We start from the raw sequence: 21,553 nt of genomic DNA, 5'->3' as shown, positions 1-21,553 counted from the left end.
CTTCCCATAACAATTGTCATTATTAATCATAATATAGATTTATCCTTTCCCTTTCTTAATCGTACATCGCTGATAAACCATTATTTTATTCTATTAAATGGCCCTATAACGGAAGTTTATTTGTAGGATATAGGCTCCACAGATGTTAAAGAAAAGCTTCATTATATGGAAGATTACTTCCTAAGGAGGGAATAAACATATGTATCATATGCATTTCCATCTTGGTACATATAATCCCTTAAAACTCCCTCTTTTTGAAAACCTACTTTTTCTAATAATTTATTCGATGCTTCATTTTCAATAAATACAACGGCACCTATACGGGTTAAACCCATCACATCAAAGCCATATGAAAGAACTTTAGATACAGCTTCTGAAGTGTATCCTTTTCTCCACTGTTCTGGATGAATTTCGTAACCAATTTCAGCTCGTTTATGTTTTGGTGACCAAGCATTGAAGCCAATTGTTCCAATTATGCCTGTGGTTTCTTTTCGCTCAATGCCCCATCGTATGCCTCTTTTTTCACAATAGTTTCTTGAGAAGAAATCTACGAATTTTTCTGCTTCTTCAATACTTTTTAAGGTTTCTTGTCCGTAAAAACGTGTTACATCATTGTTAGAAAAACAAGCAAAAATGCCTTCTGCATCTTCATTTGTTAATTCTCGTAATACTAGTCTGTCTGTTTCTAATGTAGGAAACATTTAATCTCTCCCTTTATTTAGTTCTTAATTTTGACATTTATTTAATAACAATTATTTCAAATCACCATAAATTCCACAATCTCTTTATTCAATTAAATGGCCCTATAACGAAAAAAAGCGATCTTCTTTATTGAATAATCGCTCCCTTTTCTGTAATAAACAAAAAGCTTCTATTAGCTGGTATTGCTGAACAAGGGAATTGTAAAACTGCAAATTTCCTCTTGGTTTCTTGAACAAGAACTAACTTTTAATAATTAAGCCGATAATTCTATTATTTAGAATTATCAGCCTAATTAATTTATTTTTTTGAATAGATATAATCTTTTTCAACAGGGAGTTGTAAGATGGATACCATATTGTTAACGGCACTAAATAAAGCTTTTACCGAGGAAGTCATAATATCAGTGTCAATTCCGCAACCCCAATATACAGCATCATTCTTCACGGTAATTCCTACATAAGATACAGCATTTGATCCTGAGCCTATTTCTAGCGCATGCTGCTTATAAACCAAATCTGTATAGTCGAGGCCCAGTTGTGTTTGAAGAGCGTTGCTAATCGCATCAAGTCTACCATTTCCCACACCGGTAAAATCATGTTCTTCATTATTCATCTGGACCGATACAATCGTTTCGTAATGATCATTTTGAGTATATTTGTAACGGATAAATTCGATGGGAGTGTTAACATTCACATATTCATTGATGAAAATGTCATAGATGTCATTCGGCATAAGTTCCTTGTGCTGACGATCTGAAACATTTTTCACACTATATCCGAAGCTCTCACGCATTTCGGCAGGTAGATCGATTCCATAACTTTGCTGAAGGATAAAACCGATCCCCCCCTTACCGGATTGACTGTTAATTCGGATGATATCTCCCTCGTATTCTCTGCCTATATCCAACGGATCAATTGTTAGATAAGGTACAGTCCAATATTGACGTACTTCCTCATCGCGCCATTTCATCCCTTTTGCAATGGCATCTTGATGGGAACCTGAAAATGCTGTAAAGACAAGTTCACCGCCGTATGGGTGTCTTTCATGAACCTTCATTCTTGTTAATTTTTCATATTTGGAAATAATGGCAGGGATATTTTCAAAATTAAGCTTTGGATCCACCCCATGTGAAAACATGTTTAATGCAAGCGTGACGATGTCCACATTCCCTGTTCTTTCTCCATTTCCGAACAACGTTCCTTCGACCCTTTGCGCCCCGGCAAGCATTCCTAGCTCGGCAGCTGCAACCCCAGTTCCTCTGTCATTGTGTGGATGAAGAGATAGGGTGACATGATCTCGGTAGCTCAGATGATCACTCATATACTCAATTTGACTTGCGTAAACGTGAGGCATAGACATTTGTACCGTATCTGGCAGGTTGATAATAACCTTGTTCTCAGCTGTCGGATGCCAAATATCAAGTACCTTGTTGCAAATTTCAAGTGCAAACTCCATTTCTGTACCCGTAAAGCTTTCTGGGGAATATTGGAATTGGAAATTCCCTTCCGTTTCAGCTGCATATTTCTTAAGCATTTTTGCTCCTGTTACAGCAATATCAATAATTTCTTCCTTCGATTTTCTAAATACTTGTTCACGCTGCGCCAAAGATGTGGAATTGTACAAATGCACCACAGCTTTATTCGCACCCCGTAACGCCTCAAAAGTTTTTTTGATAATATGTTCTCTTGACTGTGTTAAAACTTGAATGGTTACATCATCTGGAATTAGATTTTCTTCAATTAAGGTACGTAAAAAAGCAAATTCGGTTTCCGAAGCAGCAGGAAAACCTACTTCGATTTCCTTGAAACCTACTTGTAAAAGCAATTGGAAGTATTCTAGCTTTTCCTCTAGACTCATCGGGACGACCAACGCCTGATTTCCATCGCGAAGATCCACACTACACCAGGTAGGAGCTTCTGTAATATACTCCTTCTCTGCCCATTTCAAGCTTTGCACTGGGGGCATAAAGTAACCTCTGGAATATTTATCGACATTTTTCATCCTGATTCCCACCTTTTCATTTATAATGATTAGTTTATTTTAAAATAAAAAAGCCCCGTCTCTATATTTTTATAGAGACGAGGCATTGCTCGCGGTACCACTCTAATTGATTAATCGTAATAAAATTAACCCACTCATTTTCGGTGGCAATCACCACCTATCTTCATAACGGTAGAAAACCGACATCCCCTACTGCTTATGTTCAGGGAGTAGCTCATGGATGAGTTCAAAGGCTATAACTACCGATTCTCACCAACCATCGGCTCTCTGACAAATTTATAAATCCTTTTACTAATTCCAATCTTTGCTTGTTGTTATTTAATTAAATACGATAATATATCGATAGACTTAAGTTGTCAATACTTAATTTTTCGAAAATAAAGATTAATATGAATTTATTTGACTTCCTTAATAGATAAACCCCTATATTTTAAAACTCTTTTTTTAGTTTTCTGCACAATAGTTTAAGAATGTCTTTTCACAATCCTTATATATTCAAACATAAAAATCCAAAGACTTTAGAAAAGATTCAACACATCTAGCCCTTCAAGAATTGCAACTTCTTATTCAAGGAAAGCGTCCGATTGTTCAATAACCTCAGACAATTTAAATCTTAACCACCGATTTATTGTCCCTCATACGGTATTTACCTCAGTATAACAGTCCAAGCAGCTCATCACTTGGTATCTTTAACACATTAACTAGGCAAATCGCACACCCAGCATCGCTGTGACCAACCCAACAAGCGTGCCAAATATACACACCGCAAGCCAAATTTTCCTGCTCCGCGCTCCTTTCAAAAAACACCATCCTCCAATAGCAAGTAAAATGCCCTCAATCAAAAACCACGGTTCGAACATGACCATATCCCACACTACGTACATATCATCGTGGATATGATATGTCTCATTCCCCAAGCCAATCACACCTGCAATTTGCAAGCCACGATAAACAATGCCAAAAATGCCATGAGCAGTGGCTATCGAACACCCTAACATAGATATGGAAAGCAACAACGAGCGCAGAATTTTATTATTGCCTATATAAATGAAACCAAGGCCTACGAGTCCTGCAGCAATAAAGATTGGTGTAGCAACCCAATTAATTAGTTGAAACTGGGAAGATGCAGCCACACTGGGTTTTAGTAGGAGCAGCCCCATTCTTCCGCCTAAAGCCCAATATAGGTGTGGCAGCATATAAGCAATGGACCATACAAAAACAGCGATCCCCGCCCAAAAGGACGATTTTGATTGCGCTGGTTTCGACGACAGATTCGTATCCACTAACGATCACCTCGACAGTATCCTAAGATCCTTTGTGTAAGACTTGTACTTAACACTTAATCTACTTCTTACGTTATGATACTTAAAATTTTGGGCTATTAACCAATTCTTACTTGGAAAAGATGGACCAATGGAAGAAAATGAACACCGACAATAATAGCGATTATGAGAGTTATAAGTGCAAAAAAGAGTCCTCTACTTCTTTATATATTTATATTCAGGGAGGCAAATGATTGAACTATTCTGCTTGCTCTTTTATCTCAATATGCCTTATTTAACGGTATGACCCAAAAATTGAAAAAGAGCACTTATCTTTGCTACGGATAAGCGCCTTTTAATTGAACTACGGTTATTTTTGCTATTTATGTGAACCTGATCATTTTATTGTTATTACATACGTCACACCGTCAAGTTCCAATTCCACTTTGTTGTCCCAGTTTAAAAATTCTTCACAAGTTATTAAGAGTCTATTGTTATACCAATTATGAAATTTTATTCTATCCATTTTTATTGGACTATCTAGTAGTACTTTCTTATTTAATGTTGAATTTATAATTTCAATATCATAATAATCAGCTACTATAAACTCTCCTGAAGGACTAACTGTTATGTGTTGATATTGAGGTTGGTCTTCATATCCAATTAATTCTCCATTATTAGCGTTAAGTCTAAATAAATAATCAGAAGTTAGGACAAGAACGGCATTATATTTACTGGATACTGCAACTCCACTTGGAAATCCTCTAAAATTCCCACACCATTCAGTTGAATTTTCGTTGGTGAATTTTATCCAACTCCAACTTTGAGAGTTCCAAGGACTTGAAATATCATAGACCCTTTCTTTGTATTCTCCTGAAAAAGGTTGATTTATTACCTCTGCTTTGACTATCATATTTGTCCTCCATTAAATGGCCCTATAATGAAAAAAGCGATCTTCTTTATTGAAGAATCGCACTAGATTGTTGAAGATCTGCGGCTGCAGTAGATGGCTAGCACTTATTGAACTCTAGCATCCCTTTAGTTTAATTGCAATTCTTCACAAATTAAACTAAAGTTAAACGTCTTTATACTTTTTAATCGATGAGTATTATTTAATAAGATTTTTAATATAAGCCCTTCTAATAATGCGTTTACTAAAAAAAATGGGACTGCCCACACTTTAGACTAGGTACCAAGAGTCCATCCTGCCTCCCAAAATAAAATTAGGTGATAATTTGCTTGTAACAAATAATAAAGAAGATTCGAATATAACAACGTGGTATGAATATTAGAATGGCAAGCCTGATTAGCAATGTCATGAACGCTCATTCCACTATTAATCGCGTAAGAACAAGAGAAATCTCGTAAATCATGGGGAGTTATATGTTTCCCAAGCTTTTCTGAATACTCATTAAACAACTTAGTTATCGTAGTTCTATCTAATGGTTTATTCCGATTGCTTGTAAATCCATAGACCTCAAAGTTCTCTTTTTCTGCTCTCTCCTAAATCCAAGCCTGTATAGCGTTTTTTACCTTGTCATTCATAAAACGGTCCTAGTTTTATCACCCTTCTAAGGGTTCAGTTTATAAACAACCAAACAGAAGTAGAAATAGTTTCACACCAAAACCAGTTATTTGCCTTCTGTTTCAGATAATCGCATCGTCATTTCAACAAAGGTCTTGAACCTAGCAACTGCAGGTGACATATATCCATTTGTTCTCCAAACCATTCGAATAACCCTAATACTTTGTGGATTCTTGATACGAATCATTGATATTTTTTTCTTATCCAGACCAGGAATAAATGGAATAAGAGCAACTCCAAATTTGGCTCCAACAAGGCCTGCAACAGTTCTCTCTTCTAATCCCTCAAAAGACATTTTGGGATGAAACCCAGCTTTATGGCAAATTTTCTCAATCACATCACGCATAGCAGTTTCAGGCTTAAAAAGCACAAATGAATCATTGGCTACCTCACTTAAATCGACTTCCTTCCGACCAGCAAGTCTATGGTTATTGGGGACTATTAAAAATAATTCGTCCCTCACAATTGGAATAGAGCTAAAATTTTCAATGGTCTCTTGTGGAGAACAGAAGCCGATGTCAATTTCAGTAGATGCTAATTGATCCAATATCTTACTTGTTGTGTGCTGATACAATTGAAAATTTAATCTTGGCACTTCTTTTCGAAAGGCACTAATTAACTCAGGGACAAAGCTAGAACCAAGAGTTTGAATGAATGCCAATGAAATAGTCCCATTTAGAGGATTGGTTAAATCATTAATTTCCTGTTTTGCTGCATTTATTTCTCCTAAAGCTTGGTTTGCATGTTGAAGAAAAATTTTTCCATATCTGTTTAATTCGACTCCATGACTTTTCCGTTCAAAAAGCGGAACGCCGATTTCTCCTTCAAGTCGAGAGATCGAACGACTTAATGCTGGCTGAGAAAGGTCTAATTTAACTGATGCCCTTGTAAAGTTTTCAACATCAGCCAATGTTTGAAAATATTTTAATTGTTGAAAATCCATAAACAAAATCCTCCCATAATATCTGGTATTACAATAATGCATGGAATTCATAAAAAAGACAATTAGTAGTGTATAGTATTCCAGAAGTATAATGAAAATATCGGTTCATTATAAGTTGGGTGGGTGGTTACTATATTTAGTGGTATTCAAAAATATGGTGCCTATTACGTAGTGATTAAGATTCAAAAATATTACAACCTGTTTATATGTGCCAACATATTTTTATGCTTATAGAAAAGGAGCCATTGTATGAAAGAAACAAATAAATCAGTCCCTGCTAAATCCTCATCTCTTTTAAAACAGGCAATGAGTGTGAATAGAAAGCCGTTTCCTTGGGTAAAAGCATTTTGTGCAGGGGTAGCTGCAGCTTTGCCAGTTATTATTGGATTATTGTTTGGCAATTTCGAATATGGGTTGATAGCTGGGATGGGAGGATTCTCCTACCTTTACGTTTTCAATATTCCATATGCTCAAAGTGCTAAAAAGCTATTTTTTGTTGTACTTGGTATGACATTGGTTTCAGCACTTGGGACACTTGCTGCACCTTACCCGCTTGCAACAGCTATTTTGATGGGGATTATAGGAGCTACAGCTATTTTTATTTTTGGAGCATTACGAATTACTGGGCCATCTGCTATTTTTTTTGTTTTAGTCTTTGCTATGACAACAGGTATGCCTGTTAATCCAGAACTTGCCCCTATACGGGCTGGCCTCGTTTTTTTAGGTGGGACTTTATCGTGGATCATTGCAATGATTGGTTGGTTATTTAATCCTCATGAACCTGAAACAGGTGTAGTAAAAAGAGTTTATTTAGAACTTGCTGCATTTGTTGATTCAGTTGGTACAGAGAAATTTAATGAGTCAAAGAATCAAGTCATGTCAGTTTTAAAAGAATCAGAAGAAACACTTGCAGCGGGGTATATTCCTTGGAGAAAAACCGATCTATTTAATCGACTGTATGTACTTAATGATCATGCAAACAAGATATTTTTATATATACTCGAAAATTTTTCAGAAAAACATTCAAAATTACCACTGGAACTAGGGCAAACGATCCGGGAAATCACGATTTCACTGGATAATAGGGATAAGTGTAAACGGGTTTGTAAAAAAATACTCCAGCCAGAAGTAATGAATGAAAATGTTGCTACATTATTCATAAAAATATATGATGCGGACGCGATCATGAATGAACCAACATCAAAAGTTAATAAAGTGATACGAATTTCTAAACCATCACTTAAGATGATTTTTGGTGAAGCATTTGACAAAAATTCAATTGTATTTATATCTGCATTACGATTTTGTGTAGTAACGATCATTGCAGCGATAATCGCCTATCAACTTAATTTAGCGCGCTCCTATTGGGTGCCATTATCTTGTGTTGCAGTTATGTCAGGATCAACGATTGTTACAACATATCATCGTGCGATTCAAAGAGGGTTTGGTACAATTGTGGGTATTCTAATTGCTAGCTTCATTCTTGCTACACAGCCATATGGATACATCATTGCTCTTTTAATTCTACTATTGACGTTTATTACAGAGCTTTTTATTGTGAAAAATTACGGGTTAGCTGCACTGTTCTTCACACCGAATGCGTTACTTATGGCTGAAAGCACAAGTAAAGGAAGCTTCAGTTTTTCTTATTTTGCTTCAGCTAGATTAATTGATGTACTAATCGGAAGTGTCATTGGCTTAATTGGAGTATGGTTTGTAGGGAGAAGGTCTGCATCTAGCCGTCTACCTCATTTAGTAACCAAAACCATCCGAAGTCAAGCACAATTTTTATTACTCCTTTTCTCTGACCACGGAGTAGGATTTAAAGTCGAAGAAAACAGTGAAATTAAAAAAATGCAATCAAATGTCATTACTTTAAAAACACTCTATACTAGCGCTGCTGGGGAGATTCCGGTCAATCAAAAGGCGTTGGACTATTATTGGCCAGTTATATTTTCCGTCGAGCGATTAGGGTATTTATTAGAAAGTTGCTCAAAAGTAGAAAAGCGGCCAATTCTTTCAGAGGAAAAGCTTGCCCAAATGCTTTATGTTTGTGAAACTACGGCAAATGCTGCCGGACGAAAACAGTCGCCTTCTATTAAAAACGTGCCTGAAATAGAATCGTTCCCAAGTATACAGAATGAGATTATTCGCTTGCAAAAATCTCTTAAAATGATTAATAGAAAAATGTAAACATTGTATAGAAGATACCAGAGATTCCAACGATGAACTTAACAACAAAGAATGTATAGGTGCTCAGATTAAAAGAAGCATCACGATGGTGATGCGTTAAAAATACAGTAATTAATACAATATTGAGTTAGTACATTTATCCAATGTAACAAGAGTAAAAAAAGTAAAGTAGAGGGTGGGATAGGTTTAAATAAGGAGATGATAGATATTATTTATGGAAAGTGCAATAAGTTTCTTGAAAAGCCTTTATTATCTTTATTCTTTATTTAAAGAACAGGGCTGTCAATAGATAGTCTTTTCTGTGAAAAGAACGGTATACCACAGTCCATTCGGGTCATCATAAGCTAACTTCCGCCCTTGGACTAAAAACTTTGTCCCAAAGTCTTTTGATAGAATTCAATGGAATGCTTAAGCTTCCTCAATGAAATCGAGGAAGCCTTTGCTTTTTTCATGTATTACAGGAATATTTAGTTTTGATGGTGCCTCGGATAATCTCAAATCAATAACCAATTATTCTTAGCCCATTCATGTCAATCTATACTATTCTATCGCGTATAAGTATAAACTACGCCTCATGAACCGCCCTTTTGGGCTCGGCAATCAGCGAGTTTCCATTATATTTTTTGATTCTTTGGAAGATTAATTTCAAAACATGTTCCCACTCCAACTTTGCTTTGGACGATTACTTTGCCATGATGTTTGTCAATAATCCATTTTGCAATAGAAAGACCAAGCCCAGCTCCTGCTTCTTCTGTCCGGGATTTATCCACTTGAAAAAATCGATCAAATATTTTGGGTATATTCACTTCGTCTATTCCGATGCCGTTATCCTGAACTTTAATCAAAACAGTATGAGTGGTTTGGGAACAAGAAATGATAATTTTTCCACCCTTTTTCGTATACTTCATAGCATTATCTAATAAAATGACCATTAATTGATGGATTCTTTCCTTATCTCCCATAATAAAGACCGATGATGGGACATCCAATACAAGTTTTTTTTCTTGATATAAGGCAATCTCTGAATAATGTTCAATTAATTCCTTCAGTAAATTTGTTATTGAAAACTCTTTCTTTTCTATCTCTAGCTGATCTGAATCAGAACGAGCCAATGTAAGCAGATTGGCAACGAGCTTTGCCAATCGTCTCGCCTCTTTTGATATGACAGATATATCTATTGCCTTATCTTGTATGGTAGAAGAGGGTGATCGCCACAATAAATCTGTCTTAGATTGAATGACAGCTAAAGGTGTTCTTAATTCATGGGAAGCATCTGACACAAACTGCTGCTGATTTTTCCATGCTTCCTTAATAGGAATTAGCGCTCTTTTTGCCAAAAAGAATCCGGCACCGACAGCACAAAAACTGCCGAGGATACAACCAATTATCATAATTAATAACAATGTATGAAGCATGTCTTTTTCTGAAGTAATGTTTCGAACAAATTGCATCGTTATTTTTCCAAAATTCGGATGATACATAGTTATTGCAATTGTCCTAAAGTAAAACCCTTCTGCTTCTACGTCCCTAAGCTTTCTTAACTCTTTAGGGCGAAATTTGGTTTCATTATCGGCAAAAACTGTTGCACCCTCATTTAAAGTTATTAGTTCGTTTTTTTCGTTCCATATCAGTAAAGCAATACGGGGATCTCTTGGCCCTCTTGGCAATCGATCAGGCTGTTCAAGCGGTCCAGGTTGCCCTAGCTCTGCTACACGATCTACCGCCTCAAGCAAGTCATTATTTACATCCCGATATAAACGCGATTGTGCATAAGAATAAATAACGGATACAAGAACTCCGATTAAAATGATAAAGACCAATGAATTTAAAATAGTGAGTCTAATACGAGTTTGTTGAAACATACCCTTCTCTCCTACTGTTCCTTCAACATATAGCCGATGCCGCGTACCGTTTGAATGTCTTTATGATAACCGAACGGTTCCATCTTCTTGCGAAGATGATGGACAAATACTTCTACTATGCCGATTGTTGTATCGGAATCGAATCCCCATACTCGATCGTAAAGCTGTTCTTTCGTTAATATGGCTCCTTTGTTCTGAATCATAAATTCCAGCATTTCATACTGTTTTAACGTTAATTTTATCGGATGGCCATCTACAAAAATGGCTTTTTCTTTTCCAAATAGTTCAATCCCTCGATATTGAATCGTTTGATTTGTCGTCAGACTGCCACTCCTTCTCAATAACGCTCGAATACGTGCTTGAAGTTCTGGTGCTTGAAATGGCTTGGTCAAGTAATCATCTCCTCCAAGGTCTAATCCTCTGACCCGATCTCCTAATGAATCTTTGGCAGTCAAAAACAAAACAGGGGTCTGAATATGTTCCTCACGTATCTTTTGTATCACCTCAAATCCATCCATTTCTGGAAGCATAACATCAAGGACAATTAAATCATAAATATTTTGCATGGCCATAAATAGCCCTTCTTCTCCATTTTCTGCGCAATCTACTTCAAATTCCTCAGATAAAATTTGGTTAATAGACTGCAACAAAGCAACATTATCTTCTACTACTAATATACGCACCATGTGTCACTCCTTTCTTACATAATAACAAAACAAAGCGTTCGTAGAAACGAATCGCTTTGTTTTGTTCTATTCATATCGTAGAGCTTGAATCGGATCAAGCTTAGACGCTTTATTCGCCGGAAATACACCGAATACAACGCCAACTAATAAAGAGAAAACAAATGATAGCAGCATAACAGGTATCGAATAGGCGATTGTCGACCCCGTCACAACAGTATAAATTTGCGCACTGACGACCCCAATTCCTACGCCTATGATTCCACCTAATGAACTTAATACAACTGCTTCAATAAGGAATTGCAGCAAAATATTTTTACGCTTGGCGCCAATTGCTTTTCTAATGCCAATTTCTTTAGTACGTTCTGAAACAGATACAAGCATAATATTCATAATACCAATCCCACCAACGATTAGAGATATGGCTGCACTTCCGCCTAACATCAATGTCATCGTTTCATTGACAGATGATGCAGTTTCCATTAAATCTTTTTGACTTGAGACACTATAACTGTCCGCATCACCTACAATAGAATACATCGTACTTTCAATACGGCTTGAGACAAAATTAATCGAATTTTCATTTTCTACTTTCACATATATTGTGCCAATATTCGTCGTAGAAGCTAAACGTTGCCCCGTGCTAAGAGGGACAATAATCATACTATCTCCGCTCGTTCCTAATGAACTTCCAACTGATTCAAGAACGCCAACAACTTTATAGGATGTTCCGTTTACTTTTATGGATTCACCGACTGGATCTCCTAAGCCAAATAATGTTTGTGCCGTGTCTGAACCAAGGACTGCAATTTTTGAATGATTCTCATGATCTAAGTCTGCAATGAAACGCCCTGATTGTAGCTGTAAATCACGGACCTTTAAGTAGGAAGAAGTTGTGCCAATCATTGACACTTGTGTATTAGTTTTACCATTTTTCAATGTTACTCTTCCTGACACTGTTGGTGCAATTTCTTCAATACCATTGACATCCTTAATCTGTTCTGCGTCCCCTTCTTTAAAGGTAACATCTGAACCCGTAACCGATACAGTTAATACATTTGTACCTAAGCTGCCAATTTGATCTTGTACGTCTTTTGTTGACCCTTGTCCGATTGCAACCATGACGATAACAGAGGAGACACCGATAATAATCCCCAACATCGTGAGGAATGCTCTGATTTTATTTGCTATAATACTTTTCAGTGCCATTTTGAGCGTCTGCAAACCATTCACCTCCATTCTCATAAAGTTGTCCATCGTGAATCCGAACAACACGGCTTGCTTGTTTAGCAACATCTAAATCATGTGTAATGAGAATAATGGTATGCCCTTGCTCATTTAGCGATTTCATAATCGCCAAAATATCCTTACTTGTTTTACTATCAAGTGCTCCAGTAGGTTCATCTGCTAGTAAAATAGGAGGGTGTCCAGCTAATGCGCGCGCGATTGCGACACGTTGCTGTTGCCCACCAGACAATTGCGAAGGCAAATGATTCGCTCGATCTGCCAAGCCGACTTTTTCTAATGCCGCTAATGCTGTTTCTCTTCGTTCCACCGCTTTCATGCCTCGGTAAATGAGTGGAAGTTCAACATTCTCAACTGCTGTTAGTTTCGAAATAAGATTGAAGTTTTGAAAAATAAACCCAATTTTTTCATTGCGAATGGTCGCAAGTTGGGAACTTTTCATTTTCCCGATTTTTTCATTATCTAACATGTATTCACCTGAATCCGGTCGATCTAAGCAGCCAATCATGTTCATAAATGTTGATTTTCCTGAGCCAGATGGTCCGATAACAGAGATGAAATCGCCCTTTTTGATATCGAGGGAAACACCTTTTAGAGCCATTACTGTTTCGCCACCAAGTTCATACATCTTTTCCATGTTCTTTATTTGAATAATCGGCTCTATCATTGTCATTAATTCCCTCCTTGTCTGCCGCCTGAAGGCATCCCGCCTCCACTTCTTCCTCCGAAGTCACCGCCTGGTGCCCCTTGGAAGTTGCCACTTGGGAAACCTCCTCCTTGCATCATCATCGGTCCTTGAAAAGAATTACCGCTAGATTGAACTCTTGGTATTTGCACAGTTTCTCCTTCTGCTAACCCGCTTGTAATTTCTACATACATATCATTTGCAATACCAGTTTCTACCGTTACTTTATTTGTTGATTGTGCAGAATCCTCTGAATCAGAAGTTTTAGGAACGATTACATACTTCTCATCTCCACTTGTATATACCGCTTCAACCGGAACGTATAAGGCATTGTCTTTACTTTCAATTAAAATACTTGCTTCCGTCGACATACCAATTTTTAAGTTTTTTGGATCTGTAATTTGAACTGTTACATCAAATGAAGAAACGCCATTTGATGCTGTTCCTACTTTTGCTACATTCGTTACTTTTCCAGCAAATTTTTCATCTTCAAATGCACTTGCTGTTATTTCTACCGCTTGGCCTTCTTTTACCTTTGTTACATCTAATTCATCAACACTAATGGTTGTTTGCAATGCACTATAATTGGTAATATGTGCAACTGGCTCCGAAGTTGGCACAGAGTCGCCGCTTGCAACAGAAAGGCTTGTGATTGTCCCAGCAACCGGTGCTTGCAAGATACTTCCATCTGTAAAGGTTACAAGTGTTGCACCTGTTTTTACAACATCTCCTTCCTTAACACTAACTGTATCCGCTGTTAAGCTACTTCCACCACCTAAGCTTTCTGAACTTCCACCACTGTCTTCTCTTGTTACAGGTGATGTATACTCATCTTCATCTTCGATACGAAGAAGGACTGTTCCTTGTGATGCATTGCTGCCACTACTTACACTAACTGATTTGATTTCTCCATCATATGGCGCCGTCACAACATCACCATTTTTAAACGTGACAAGTGTGTCACCTTTATCTACTGTATCTCCAGATTCTACACTTACACTCTCTACAATAAGAACTGTGTTGTCTGCTGTAACATCTTGATCTGTTATGGCTGTAACCGAACCTGAGCCACTAACGGCTACCTCTAATTTCCCTTTTTGGACTGCCGTTGTTTGTACTGCAGCCGCAACATTTTGTGTTTTATCTGTTTTACCTATAAAGAACCAAGCGCTTGCTCCTCCGATTACAACAATAATGACTGAAATAATCATCCACTTTTTCAAATCTCTATTCTCCTTTCCATCATTGAGTTTGATTTGATTGATCTTGATCTTGTTGGAATTGACCGTTACCTGGGAACATCTGACCATTCCCTCTTGGTCCCATTTCTGAAAAATTAGGGCTTTGACTTTGTTTATAAACTAGATACCCTACACCAATAGCTGCACAAGTACTTATCACCAAATTTACGATGAGTAAAATTTTTATTAGATTTTGTTTAGCCTGTTCCATGTTTATTCCTCCTTATTTTGCCTTGATAAGCCCATTATGGATTTCGTTCCTTAACTTTTCCTTAATATTTCAATCTTCCATGGAAAATTAATGTAATCTTTCTTACGAAGTTCCATAAAAGACTACTTGAGGGCACTGAAAAAGTCTTTATAGTATAGAAAAGCAAAGGCTTCCTCAATTAAATCGAGGAAGCCTTCGCTTTTTTATGTAATATAGTTGTATTTAGTTTTGGTGGCGTATCGGATAATTTCAAATCAATAACCACAACGCATTCCTGTTGTGAGCATAATCTACTAAGATTCTATAAACTTGGTTATGGTCCGTAGTCTCCACTCTTCCTGAGATACATTCTATTTTTTTCAGGTTCGTTAATTCCTTGACTTCCTCATATTTTCACTATGAAATAGTGTGTTTTAACTTTTATTCCTTTAATAGTGTTTTCCTTAACAAACAGGGTATCTATAACTTATACTTCGTATCCAGTTTCCCCTTTTACTTCTCTAATACAATATTCTGAATCATAACCACTCACCATAAGAATTTCATTTTTCTCATTGATACAAACAGCGGCAGAACCAAACGTTTCTTTCATTAAAATTCCCTCTTTAGATGGATATATAATAAAAATTCCTTCTTATGTTAAAGATATAAATGGCAATAAAGTTATTAAATTTTAAAATCTCAAACAAGCATAACCCCGTTCTAAATTTAGGACAGGGTTAAAAATATTGTTGATTATTTACTTCTGTGAAATACTTCACTATACAAAAAGATATAACAATATAGTCGCTTAAAAAATCTAAGTTTTTATTTCACAATCGCGTCCGATTATGAAATATCAGAAGTAAATGTCTTATTGAACAAACGCAACCCGTTAGTTTAAGTGCGTTTGTTTACAAACTTTATCTAAAACAAGCCGTTTTCCCATAAGGATACGGCTTGTTTATTGTTATACCTCCAATTTTTCGGTTTGTGTTTTCATTTTTATTGAATTATGTTTTAAAGCAGAGGCTAGTATGATTACCATGCTTACTACTCCAATCCATACAAGGGTAGATAAAGGTGAACTCCAAGTTAATCCCTTTCCGAAGAAGAACAATTCACGCAAACCTTGTATCATAAATCGCATTGGCAACCAAGAATAAACCCAATCTCGATAAAATGGAGACATCATTTCTGGAGCTATTGCAAGTAATGGTGCTCCAAAGAATAACATTAAGGCAAAAACAGCAATACTTCTAATTCCTAACAACGAAAGTACAGCTAAAATCATTAGGAAAAAACTAAAAGAAGTAATCGATAGGAATAAAGCTGTATCCATATAATATGGAATATGAAGTCCTATCATCCCATCTGCCAACCAAGGTAAACCAAATCCAACGACAATGGCGACAATTGCCCCCATCACTATTTGTCCTATCTTTGCGATAAGGCTCTCTTTCCGATTTGCAATTGATAATTTACTAACAGCGATAAAGATAATGGCAGCACTTGCCAAGCTTGCTATCCATAATGGTTGAAATAGGGAAACAGGAGAATTTCCGTTTGCACTATTAATACCAATTTCATTAACATTAATGACTTTTTTTGTAATAGGTGTTGCTAGACTTGCAGCTTGCTTTACTGTTAAAGTTGCTCCTTGCTTTTCAAAACCATCAAGTAGTTGTGTACGAATATTATTATTCATATTATCAACTACCCCGGTCAATATTTGCCCAGACGCGGCTGATGCTGCTGGATTCATACCTTGATTAATAAATATTTTAACTTCGGGCGATAATGGTGTAGGAGTCCGTATGGAAGCATGTTTCGCACTGAAATCTTTCGGGATGACTAATGCTGCGTAATATTCTTGATTATCTAACCCTTTTTGTACGTCCTCTGAACTTTTTACTACAACCCATTTTACAGCAGGGTCTTTCACAGTTGTTGCATTTGAATTTTTTTGTATCATGTCAACGATTGTTTGCCCCATATTCATCTTTGGTTGATTAGGGATTTCAACCCCTACATCCTCATTTACAATTGCAATGGGCAAATTTTTTGGTTGAGGTTGAACCGATGGAAATAATGTAAGTGAAAAGATAAAAATAACTGCTAATGCGATAATGGGTGAAATTAAAAATAGTTTGTTTCTGAACATATTTTATCCTCCCTTATTTTTTGTTATAATAATGAACAACCTGTTGTTCATTATACTTAAAATTTTATAATTGAATCCTTTTCTCTTCAATAATCAAAAATGGCAGATGTGTTGGTTACGGAACACCTTTTATAAATGTGTTGGGTAAAATTAAGGAGGGAGTAGTTTGCGAGATAGTAATACGGATTTACGAATCATTCGGACAAAAGAATCCATCCGAGATGCACTAGTGGAATTAATCGAGGAAAAAGGTTTCGAGGCAATTACAGTTAAAGACATAACAACCAGAGCGAGGATTAATCGAGGAACATTTTATGCACACTATCAAGACAAATTCGATTTAATGACTAAATGCGAAGACGAAATTATGTTTGAGATGTCCAGAATTGCAAAACAGAACTTCCCAGGTGTAATCGCCGCACTTGAAACCAACTCACCGACTGTAACACCATTTCCCCTTGCAGTTTCAATTTTTGAATATCTAAATGAAAATAGCGGTTATATGAGAGCTGTGTTAGGTCCAAAAGGAGATTTATCATTTCAAACAAGGCTGAAGGATTTTATGTGGAAAACAATGTTTGGTAATGAACCAAACGCACTTATTAAGGAAGAAAATTTACTTGTTCCAGGACAATATTTAGCTTCTTACGTTGCGTCTGCACATATAGGAGTAATTCAACAATGGTTAGACAGTGGTAGGAAAGAATCTCCTCAAGAAATGGCTCGTATCCTATCAACCATAACAGTAAATGGACCCTTTTTTGCAGCTGGGTTAAAAAAATAGATTAGTCAAAGCAAAAGGGACAGTGCCTTAGAAAAAAACAGGTACTGCCCCTTTATTTTTACGAACATGTTTAACTAACCTCCCTCAATAAACTAATCACAATCTCACGATTGCTCAAAAATTCTTAGGTTTTCATAGCCTAATGATTAACCACTACCATCACAAGTTCAGCCTGATTCCTCAAGGATAGCGGATGACCAAAAAAATTGTATATTAAAGTAACCAATCATAGGGAAAATTGGTTAATTCAATTATGATCGTACTTTTGGATGTCCACATATCTCATGGGGGTCAACCCTCCCATGCCTCACAGAGTCGATGCTCCTACATTCCTTCTTTCAACCTTTCCATGAGGTGGATGTCGGTCACGCTGCCCCACAAGATCTAACCTTACGTTAGTTACTTTGCCGACTAATCCGTGCTTCCCTTGTAATTAATAGTATCTAATGAAGTGACTTTGTTACCTCAATAAGTTGAACTTATGCGACTGCTTGAAGCTCCATAAATGGAGCCATATGAGGAATATCCCTTAACATCTTGTCTTCTTGGAACGTAAATTGTTTTTTACCAATTGAAAATAAAATACGAATAAGCTTGTTACACAAAGCAATCAGGGTTTGCATTTTGGGTAATCTTACAAGACAACATTTATTTATACAGCTGGCACGTAGATCCTGATCTCGGGATACAATCCATTCATACGGATCATTTCTTACCTGGAGATGTTGTTTATTTTAATAATCCAGACCTTGATCCAGAAACTTCTTGGTGGAGAGGAGAAAATGCCCTTGTACTCGGAGATGGTACATATTTTGGACATGGATTAGGAATAGGGACCGCGGAACAAATGATTCAAGCTCTGAATAAAACGAAAAAGCCAGGGAGTAATCAATCAGCCTATCTGATAAATGTAGTCATAAGGCCATCTTTTAAAGATTTGGCGAAATTTTCAATGCTGCCACGAGGTAATGCGACTTATGAAATTCAACATGTCGTAATACACCAAAACGAAAGTTCGATTTCACATGATCGATATCTATTCTATTTAAATAAGGTGTACAATCAGATGACCTATATAAACCCATTTCCATGATGAGAATGGGTTTAGTAGTTTTAAAAATAAAGCATTAATAAAAATTTTCATGATCGAATTAGTGGGTTGATTAGCCATTCGAAAATCAAACTCGGTAGGATTTGGGTTACCGTTACTCCATTAACTGCCCCTTTAATAAAAAAAAGCGATCTTCTTTATTGAAGAATCACGCCCTATAACGGAATAACTTAGGAGCTTCTATATCTTCTAAAAATACTTTTCCAAGTCATAACAGCTTATTAAGATAATCAATGTTTTAGAAGAAAATCAACCATTCTATTTAAAGCTTCTTGTGCTGATTTTTCATCATATTTTGAAGAGTATGGGTCACTAAATCCGTGTTGCCCATAAAATTTATGTATCTCGATATTCTTTTTTGCTAAAGATGAAATTAACTGGTCAACAATAAATGTTTGCTCTCTTTCAGGAAAGAATAGAATTGTTGGACATAAGGGGTTTATCCCTACATAGTTCCTAATTCGTGAGCCATAATATCCCACAATTCCGTCGAGACAATCTTCCTCACTACACAACCAGGCAATAGTTGCCCCAACACTAAATCCGACAATATATACTTTTTTATATTTATCTTTAATATCTAATAATAGACTTTTAATTTCCTCCGAAGCATTTACAAAACCTATATTCTCAGTAAAATTACGATAAGCTAATTCCTCTTGAGAATATTCAAATGGTGCTTCCTGATTTAATAAATTTGGACAAATAACATCAAAATCTTTTTCTGATAATAATTGACAAATATTCTTCATATGCTGGTTAATTCCATATATTTCATGAACTACAATGATTAGAGTATCTGACTTTTTATATATTTTTATTAATTTATACCTCCTATTGAATCTTCCCTAATATTATACAATACATGCAAAAAATCTTATCTATACTTTAGCAAAAATATCTAATTTTATTGAGATGCTTGCTCCATTATATGACCCGTTTGTTGAATAAAGTTTCGTTCTCGATAACCCGAGTTGTAGTACAAGAGTGTCTAGACTTGTGTCACTCGTCAATAAAATAAATTGTTTAATTATGAGAACCACTATGCCTTGGTCATTATTTATGGACTTTTAGGTCGTATAAGCATCATACGCCGCAATTCCTAAGCGAATCGCAAGGAAAATGACTGGGAATGGAAATTTTCCATCATGATCCACGAAATTCACTGGCCGTTTTCGCTGCCCCTGTTGCTGTTAGAGGTCTGCCAAACGCATCATAGGAATACGTGACGACCATCGAACCATTTTGATCTCTCAATCCAATAATATCACCGCGATGATTTGTTTAGATATCTTTATCTAGGAGATTAAATAATGAGTTTATTAACTTGGAAAGTTTGATAAATATATAAACTAAAGAGGCTCCAGTTTCTCCAGCCTCTTTAATTATATTATTCTTGTTTTACCCGGACAGTCAGCAGTATTAAAAAGGAAAGAATGACGATGGAAATCACCCACATCCATGCCATTTTCATATTACCAGAATCAATAGCTATATAAATAGCTGTAGGTATCGTCTGTGTTTCTCCCGGAATGTTACCAGCAAACATTAAGGTAGCACCAAATTCCCCCAATGCCCGTGCAAAGCTTAATATACTTCCTGAAATAAGGGCCTTTGAAGCTAGAGGAATAGAAATAAATAAGAAAATTCTCCATTCATTCGCTCCATCTACCCGAGCTGCTTCTTCAATATCAAGGTTTATTCCTTGAAATCCTGATTTTGCGGACTGATACATAAGTGGAAATGCTACAACTATTGAAGCAATGACAGCAGCCCACCAAGTGAAAATGATGGGCTGCTTAAAAAGCCATTCAATAGCCTTTCCAGCCATGCTATTCTTTCCAAAGATGACAATAAGAAAAAATCCAACAACTGTAGGAGGGAGAACCATCGGGAGCATGAGAGTAGTTTCCAAAATGGATTTCCCCTTAAAAGATCTTCTAGCCAAAATTCGTCCTATCAATGTTCCAATCAAAATAACTATAACACCTGATATAGTAGCTATTTTTATCGACAACCAAATTGGACTCAAAAATTCTTGCATAAAATCTTTATTCAATAGTAAATCCATATTCCTCAAATACCTTTAATGCATCGTTGCTTTGTAAATACTCATAAAATTCTTTTGCCGCTTCGTAATGTTCAGAATCCTTAATGATACCGACAGGATAAATAATAGGGATGTGTGTTGCAGAACCAGCGGTTGCAACAATTTCTACCTTTTCTGAAACCAATGCATCTGTTTTGTACACAATTCCAGCGTCAACATTACCGGTTTCCACATAGGATAATACTTGACGGACATCCTTTGCATAAACTACTTTTGACTCAACATCTTTCCATATATCCATCTTTTCAAGAGACTCTTTTGCATATTTTCCCGCAGGCACTATTTCAGGAGTTCCGATTGAAATTTTATCTACTTCAGCTTTTACAAGATCTTCGAAACTTTTAATAGATTGATCCTCTTTAGGGACAACTAATACGAGTTCATTTCCAAGAAGATCCAATCCGTCTTCCTTCGCAATATTTCCTTCCTCAACCAATAAATCAAATTTATCTTCTGCTGCTGAGAAAAATAGATCAACCGGCGCTCCTTGAGAGATTTGTTGCTGCAAAGAACCAGAAGCCCCAAAGTTGAATTTCAACGTTATTTCGGGATGTTCTTCTTGATATGTATGTTGAATAACATCCATTGCATCTTTCAAACTAGCTGCTGCTGAAATGGTTAATTCAACATTTTTCTTAATTTCAGATGCTGTTTGTGTTACCTGCTTGTCTGAAGATTGATCCGCACTCTCTTTATTAGAACACGCTACTACAAACATAAGTAAAAATAAGAGAATACTGACGAATTTAAACCGTTTTTGCATGTTTCCACCTCTACCCTCTCCACCCTTTT

Annotated in this window: 20 protein-coding genes, 1 pseudogene and 1 other annotated feature; of the genes and pseudogenes, 3 read left to right on the top strand and 18 right to left on the bottom strand. The window is 36.3% G+C overall.

From position 1 onward, the window contains the following. Positions 1-173: 173 nt before the first annotated feature. From V179_RS0107095 to V179_RS0107075, 6 genes are all read right to left on the bottom strand, one after another. Positions 174-701: a GNAT family N-acetyltransferase gene (locus tag V179_RS0107095; RefSeq protein WP_028390864.1), complete on the bottom strand. Its 528-nt coding sequence runs from the start codon at positions 699-701 to the stop codon at positions 174-176. Positions 702-999: 298 nt separating this feature from the next. After that, positions 1,000-2,703 carry a 2-isopropylmalate synthase gene (locus tag V179_RS0107090; protein WP_028390863.1) on the bottom strand — a complete coding sequence of 568 codons (1,704 nt, stop codon included), beginning with the start codon at positions 2,701-2,703 and terminating at the stop codon, positions 1,000-1,002. 70 nt (positions 2,704-2,773) lie between these two features. Continuing rightward, positions 2,774-3,017: a binding site (T-box leader), on the bottom strand. 387 nt (positions 3,018-3,404) lie between these two features. Further along, positions 3,405-3,986 carry a DUF3995 domain-containing protein gene (locus V179_RS0107085; RefSeq protein WP_028390862.1) on the bottom strand — a complete coding sequence of 194 codons (582 nt, stop codon included), beginning with the start codon at positions 3,984-3,986 and terminating at the stop codon, positions 3,405-3,407. A gap of 376 nt (positions 3,987-4,362) precedes the next feature. Beyond that, positions 4,363-4,878 (bottom strand): hypothetical protein, encoded by a 516-nt coding sequence (locus V179_RS27290; RefSeq protein ID WP_034300879.1) that lies wholly within the window; start codon positions 4,876-4,878, stop codon positions 4,363-4,365. Positions 4,879-5,150: 272 nt separating this feature from the next. Beyond that, positions 5,151-5,384, bottom strand: coding sequence for a site-specific integrase (locus V179_RS29775; protein ID WP_084552253.1), 234 nt, complete (start codon positions 5,382-5,384; stop codon positions 5,151-5,153). 212 nt (positions 5,385-5,596) lie between these two features. Further along, positions 5,597-6,493, bottom strand: coding sequence for a LysR family transcriptional regulator (locus V179_RS0107075; RefSeq protein WP_028390861.1), 897 nt, complete (start codon positions 6,491-6,493; stop codon positions 5,597-5,599). Between the two features lie 249 nt (positions 6,494-6,742). On the opposite strand from V179_RS0107075, the gene V179_RS0107070 reads away from it, so the two are divergent. After that, complete coding sequence (locus V179_RS0107070) at positions 6,743-8,686, top strand: FUSC family protein (protein ID WP_034300876.1); 1,944 nt, start codon at positions 6,743-6,745, stop codon at positions 8,684-8,686. A 614-nt stretch (positions 8,687-9,300) separates the two neighbouring features. Here V179_RS0107070 and V179_RS0107065 read toward each other — a convergent pair. From V179_RS0107065 to V179_RS0107030, 8 genes are all read right to left on the bottom strand, one after another. Then, positions 9,301-10,548 carry a sensor histidine kinase gene (locus tag V179_RS0107065; RefSeq protein ID WP_028390859.1) on the bottom strand — a complete coding sequence of 416 codons (1,248 nt, stop codon included), beginning with the start codon at positions 10,546-10,548 and terminating at the stop codon, positions 9,301-9,303. Between the two features lie 11 nt (positions 10,549-10,559). Further along, on the bottom strand, positions 10,560-11,231 hold the full coding sequence (locus V179_RS0107060) for a response regulator transcription factor (protein ID WP_028390858.1): 672 nt from the start codon (positions 11,229-11,231) through the stop codon (positions 10,560-10,562). 69 nt (positions 11,232-11,300) lie between these two features. Next, on the bottom strand, positions 11,301-12,440 hold the full coding sequence (locus V179_RS0107055) for an ABC transporter permease (protein ID WP_034300873.1): 1,140 nt from the start codon (positions 12,438-12,440) through the stop codon (positions 11,301-11,303). Continuing rightward, a complete protein-coding gene (locus V179_RS27285) occupies positions 12,412-13,143 on the bottom strand; it encodes an ABC transporter ATP-binding protein (RefSeq protein ID WP_034301369.1) in 732 nt (243 codons plus the stop codon). The genes V179_RS0107055 and V179_RS27285 overlap by 29 nt, the downstream gene beginning before the upstream one ends. Before the next feature lie 5 nt (positions 13,144-13,148). Beyond that, positions 13,149-14,384, bottom strand: coding sequence for an efflux RND transporter periplasmic adaptor subunit (locus V179_RS27280; RefSeq protein WP_034300870.1), 1,236 nt, complete (start codon positions 14,382-14,384; stop codon positions 13,149-13,151). Between the two features lie 19 nt (positions 14,385-14,403). Further along, the gene (locus V179_RS0107040) at positions 14,404-14,613 is read right to left on the bottom strand and encodes a hypothetical protein (protein ID WP_028390856.1); all 210 of its coding nucleotides are present in this window, start codon (positions 14,611-14,613) and stop codon (positions 14,404-14,406) included. A gap of 466 nt (positions 14,614-15,079) precedes the next feature. After that, a complete protein-coding gene (locus tag V179_RS31990; RefSeq protein WP_268745180.1) occupies positions 15,080-15,205 on the bottom strand; it encodes an NUDIX hydrolase in 126 nt (41 codons plus the stop codon). A 357-nt stretch (positions 15,206-15,562) separates the two neighbouring features. Then, positions 15,563-16,756 (bottom strand): YhgE/Pip domain-containing protein, encoded by a 1,194-nt coding sequence (locus tag V179_RS0107030; protein ID WP_028390855.1) that lies wholly within the window; start codon positions 16,754-16,756, stop codon positions 15,563-15,565. A gap of 166 nt (positions 16,757-16,922) precedes the next feature. On the opposite strand from V179_RS0107030, the gene V179_RS0107025 reads away from it, so the two are divergent. Continuing rightward, the gene (locus tag V179_RS0107025; RefSeq protein ID WP_028390854.1) at positions 16,923-17,540 is read left to right on the top strand and encodes a TetR/AcrR family transcriptional regulator; all 618 of its coding nucleotides are present in this window, start codon (positions 16,923-16,925) and stop codon (positions 17,538-17,540) included. Between the two features lie 479 nt (positions 17,541-18,019). On the opposite strand, the pseudogene V179_RS31570 reads toward V179_RS0107025, so the two are convergent. Next, positions 18,020-18,172 (bottom strand): annotated as a pseudogene (locus V179_RS31570) (IS110 family transposase); the annotation flags it as partial. Here V179_RS31570 and V179_RS31565 point away from each other — a divergent pair. After that, positions 18,172-18,633: a hypothetical protein gene (locus V179_RS31565; protein ID WP_326929550.1), complete on the top strand. Its 462-nt coding sequence runs from the start codon at positions 18,172-18,174 to the stop codon at positions 18,631-18,633. The pseudogene V179_RS31570 and the gene V179_RS31565 sit on opposite strands and share 1 nt — an antisense overlap. A 248-nt stretch (positions 18,634-18,881) precedes the next feature. On the opposite strand, the gene V179_RS0107010 is transcribed toward V179_RS31565, so the two are convergent. The 3 genes from V179_RS0107010 to modA form a co-directional block, all read right to left on the bottom strand. Next, complete coding sequence (locus tag V179_RS0107010) at positions 18,882-19,466, bottom strand: dienelactone hydrolase family protein (RefSeq protein WP_028390852.1); 585 nt, start codon at positions 19,464-19,466, stop codon at positions 18,882-18,884. Positions 19,467-20,041: 575 nt separating this feature from the next. Next, positions 20,042-20,722, bottom strand: coding sequence for a molybdate ABC transporter permease subunit (gene modB, locus V179_RS0107005; protein ID WP_028390851.1), 681 nt, complete (start codon positions 20,720-20,722; stop codon positions 20,042-20,044). Continuing rightward, positions 20,703-21,524: a molybdate ABC transporter substrate-binding protein gene (gene modA, locus V179_RS0107000; protein ID WP_028390850.1), complete on the bottom strand. Its 822-nt coding sequence runs from the start codon at positions 21,522-21,524 to the stop codon at positions 20,703-20,705. Before modA ends, modB begins: the two co-directional genes overlap by 20 nt. Positions 21,525-21,553: the final 29 nt, after the last annotated feature.

The sequence above is a fragment of the Bacillus cihuensis genome, from assembly GCF_000504145.1.
GTDB lineage: Bacteria > Bacillota > Bacilli > Bacillales > DSM-1321 > Peribacillus > Peribacillus huizhouensis.
This window is presented reverse-complemented; position numbering and strand designations above follow the sequence as displayed.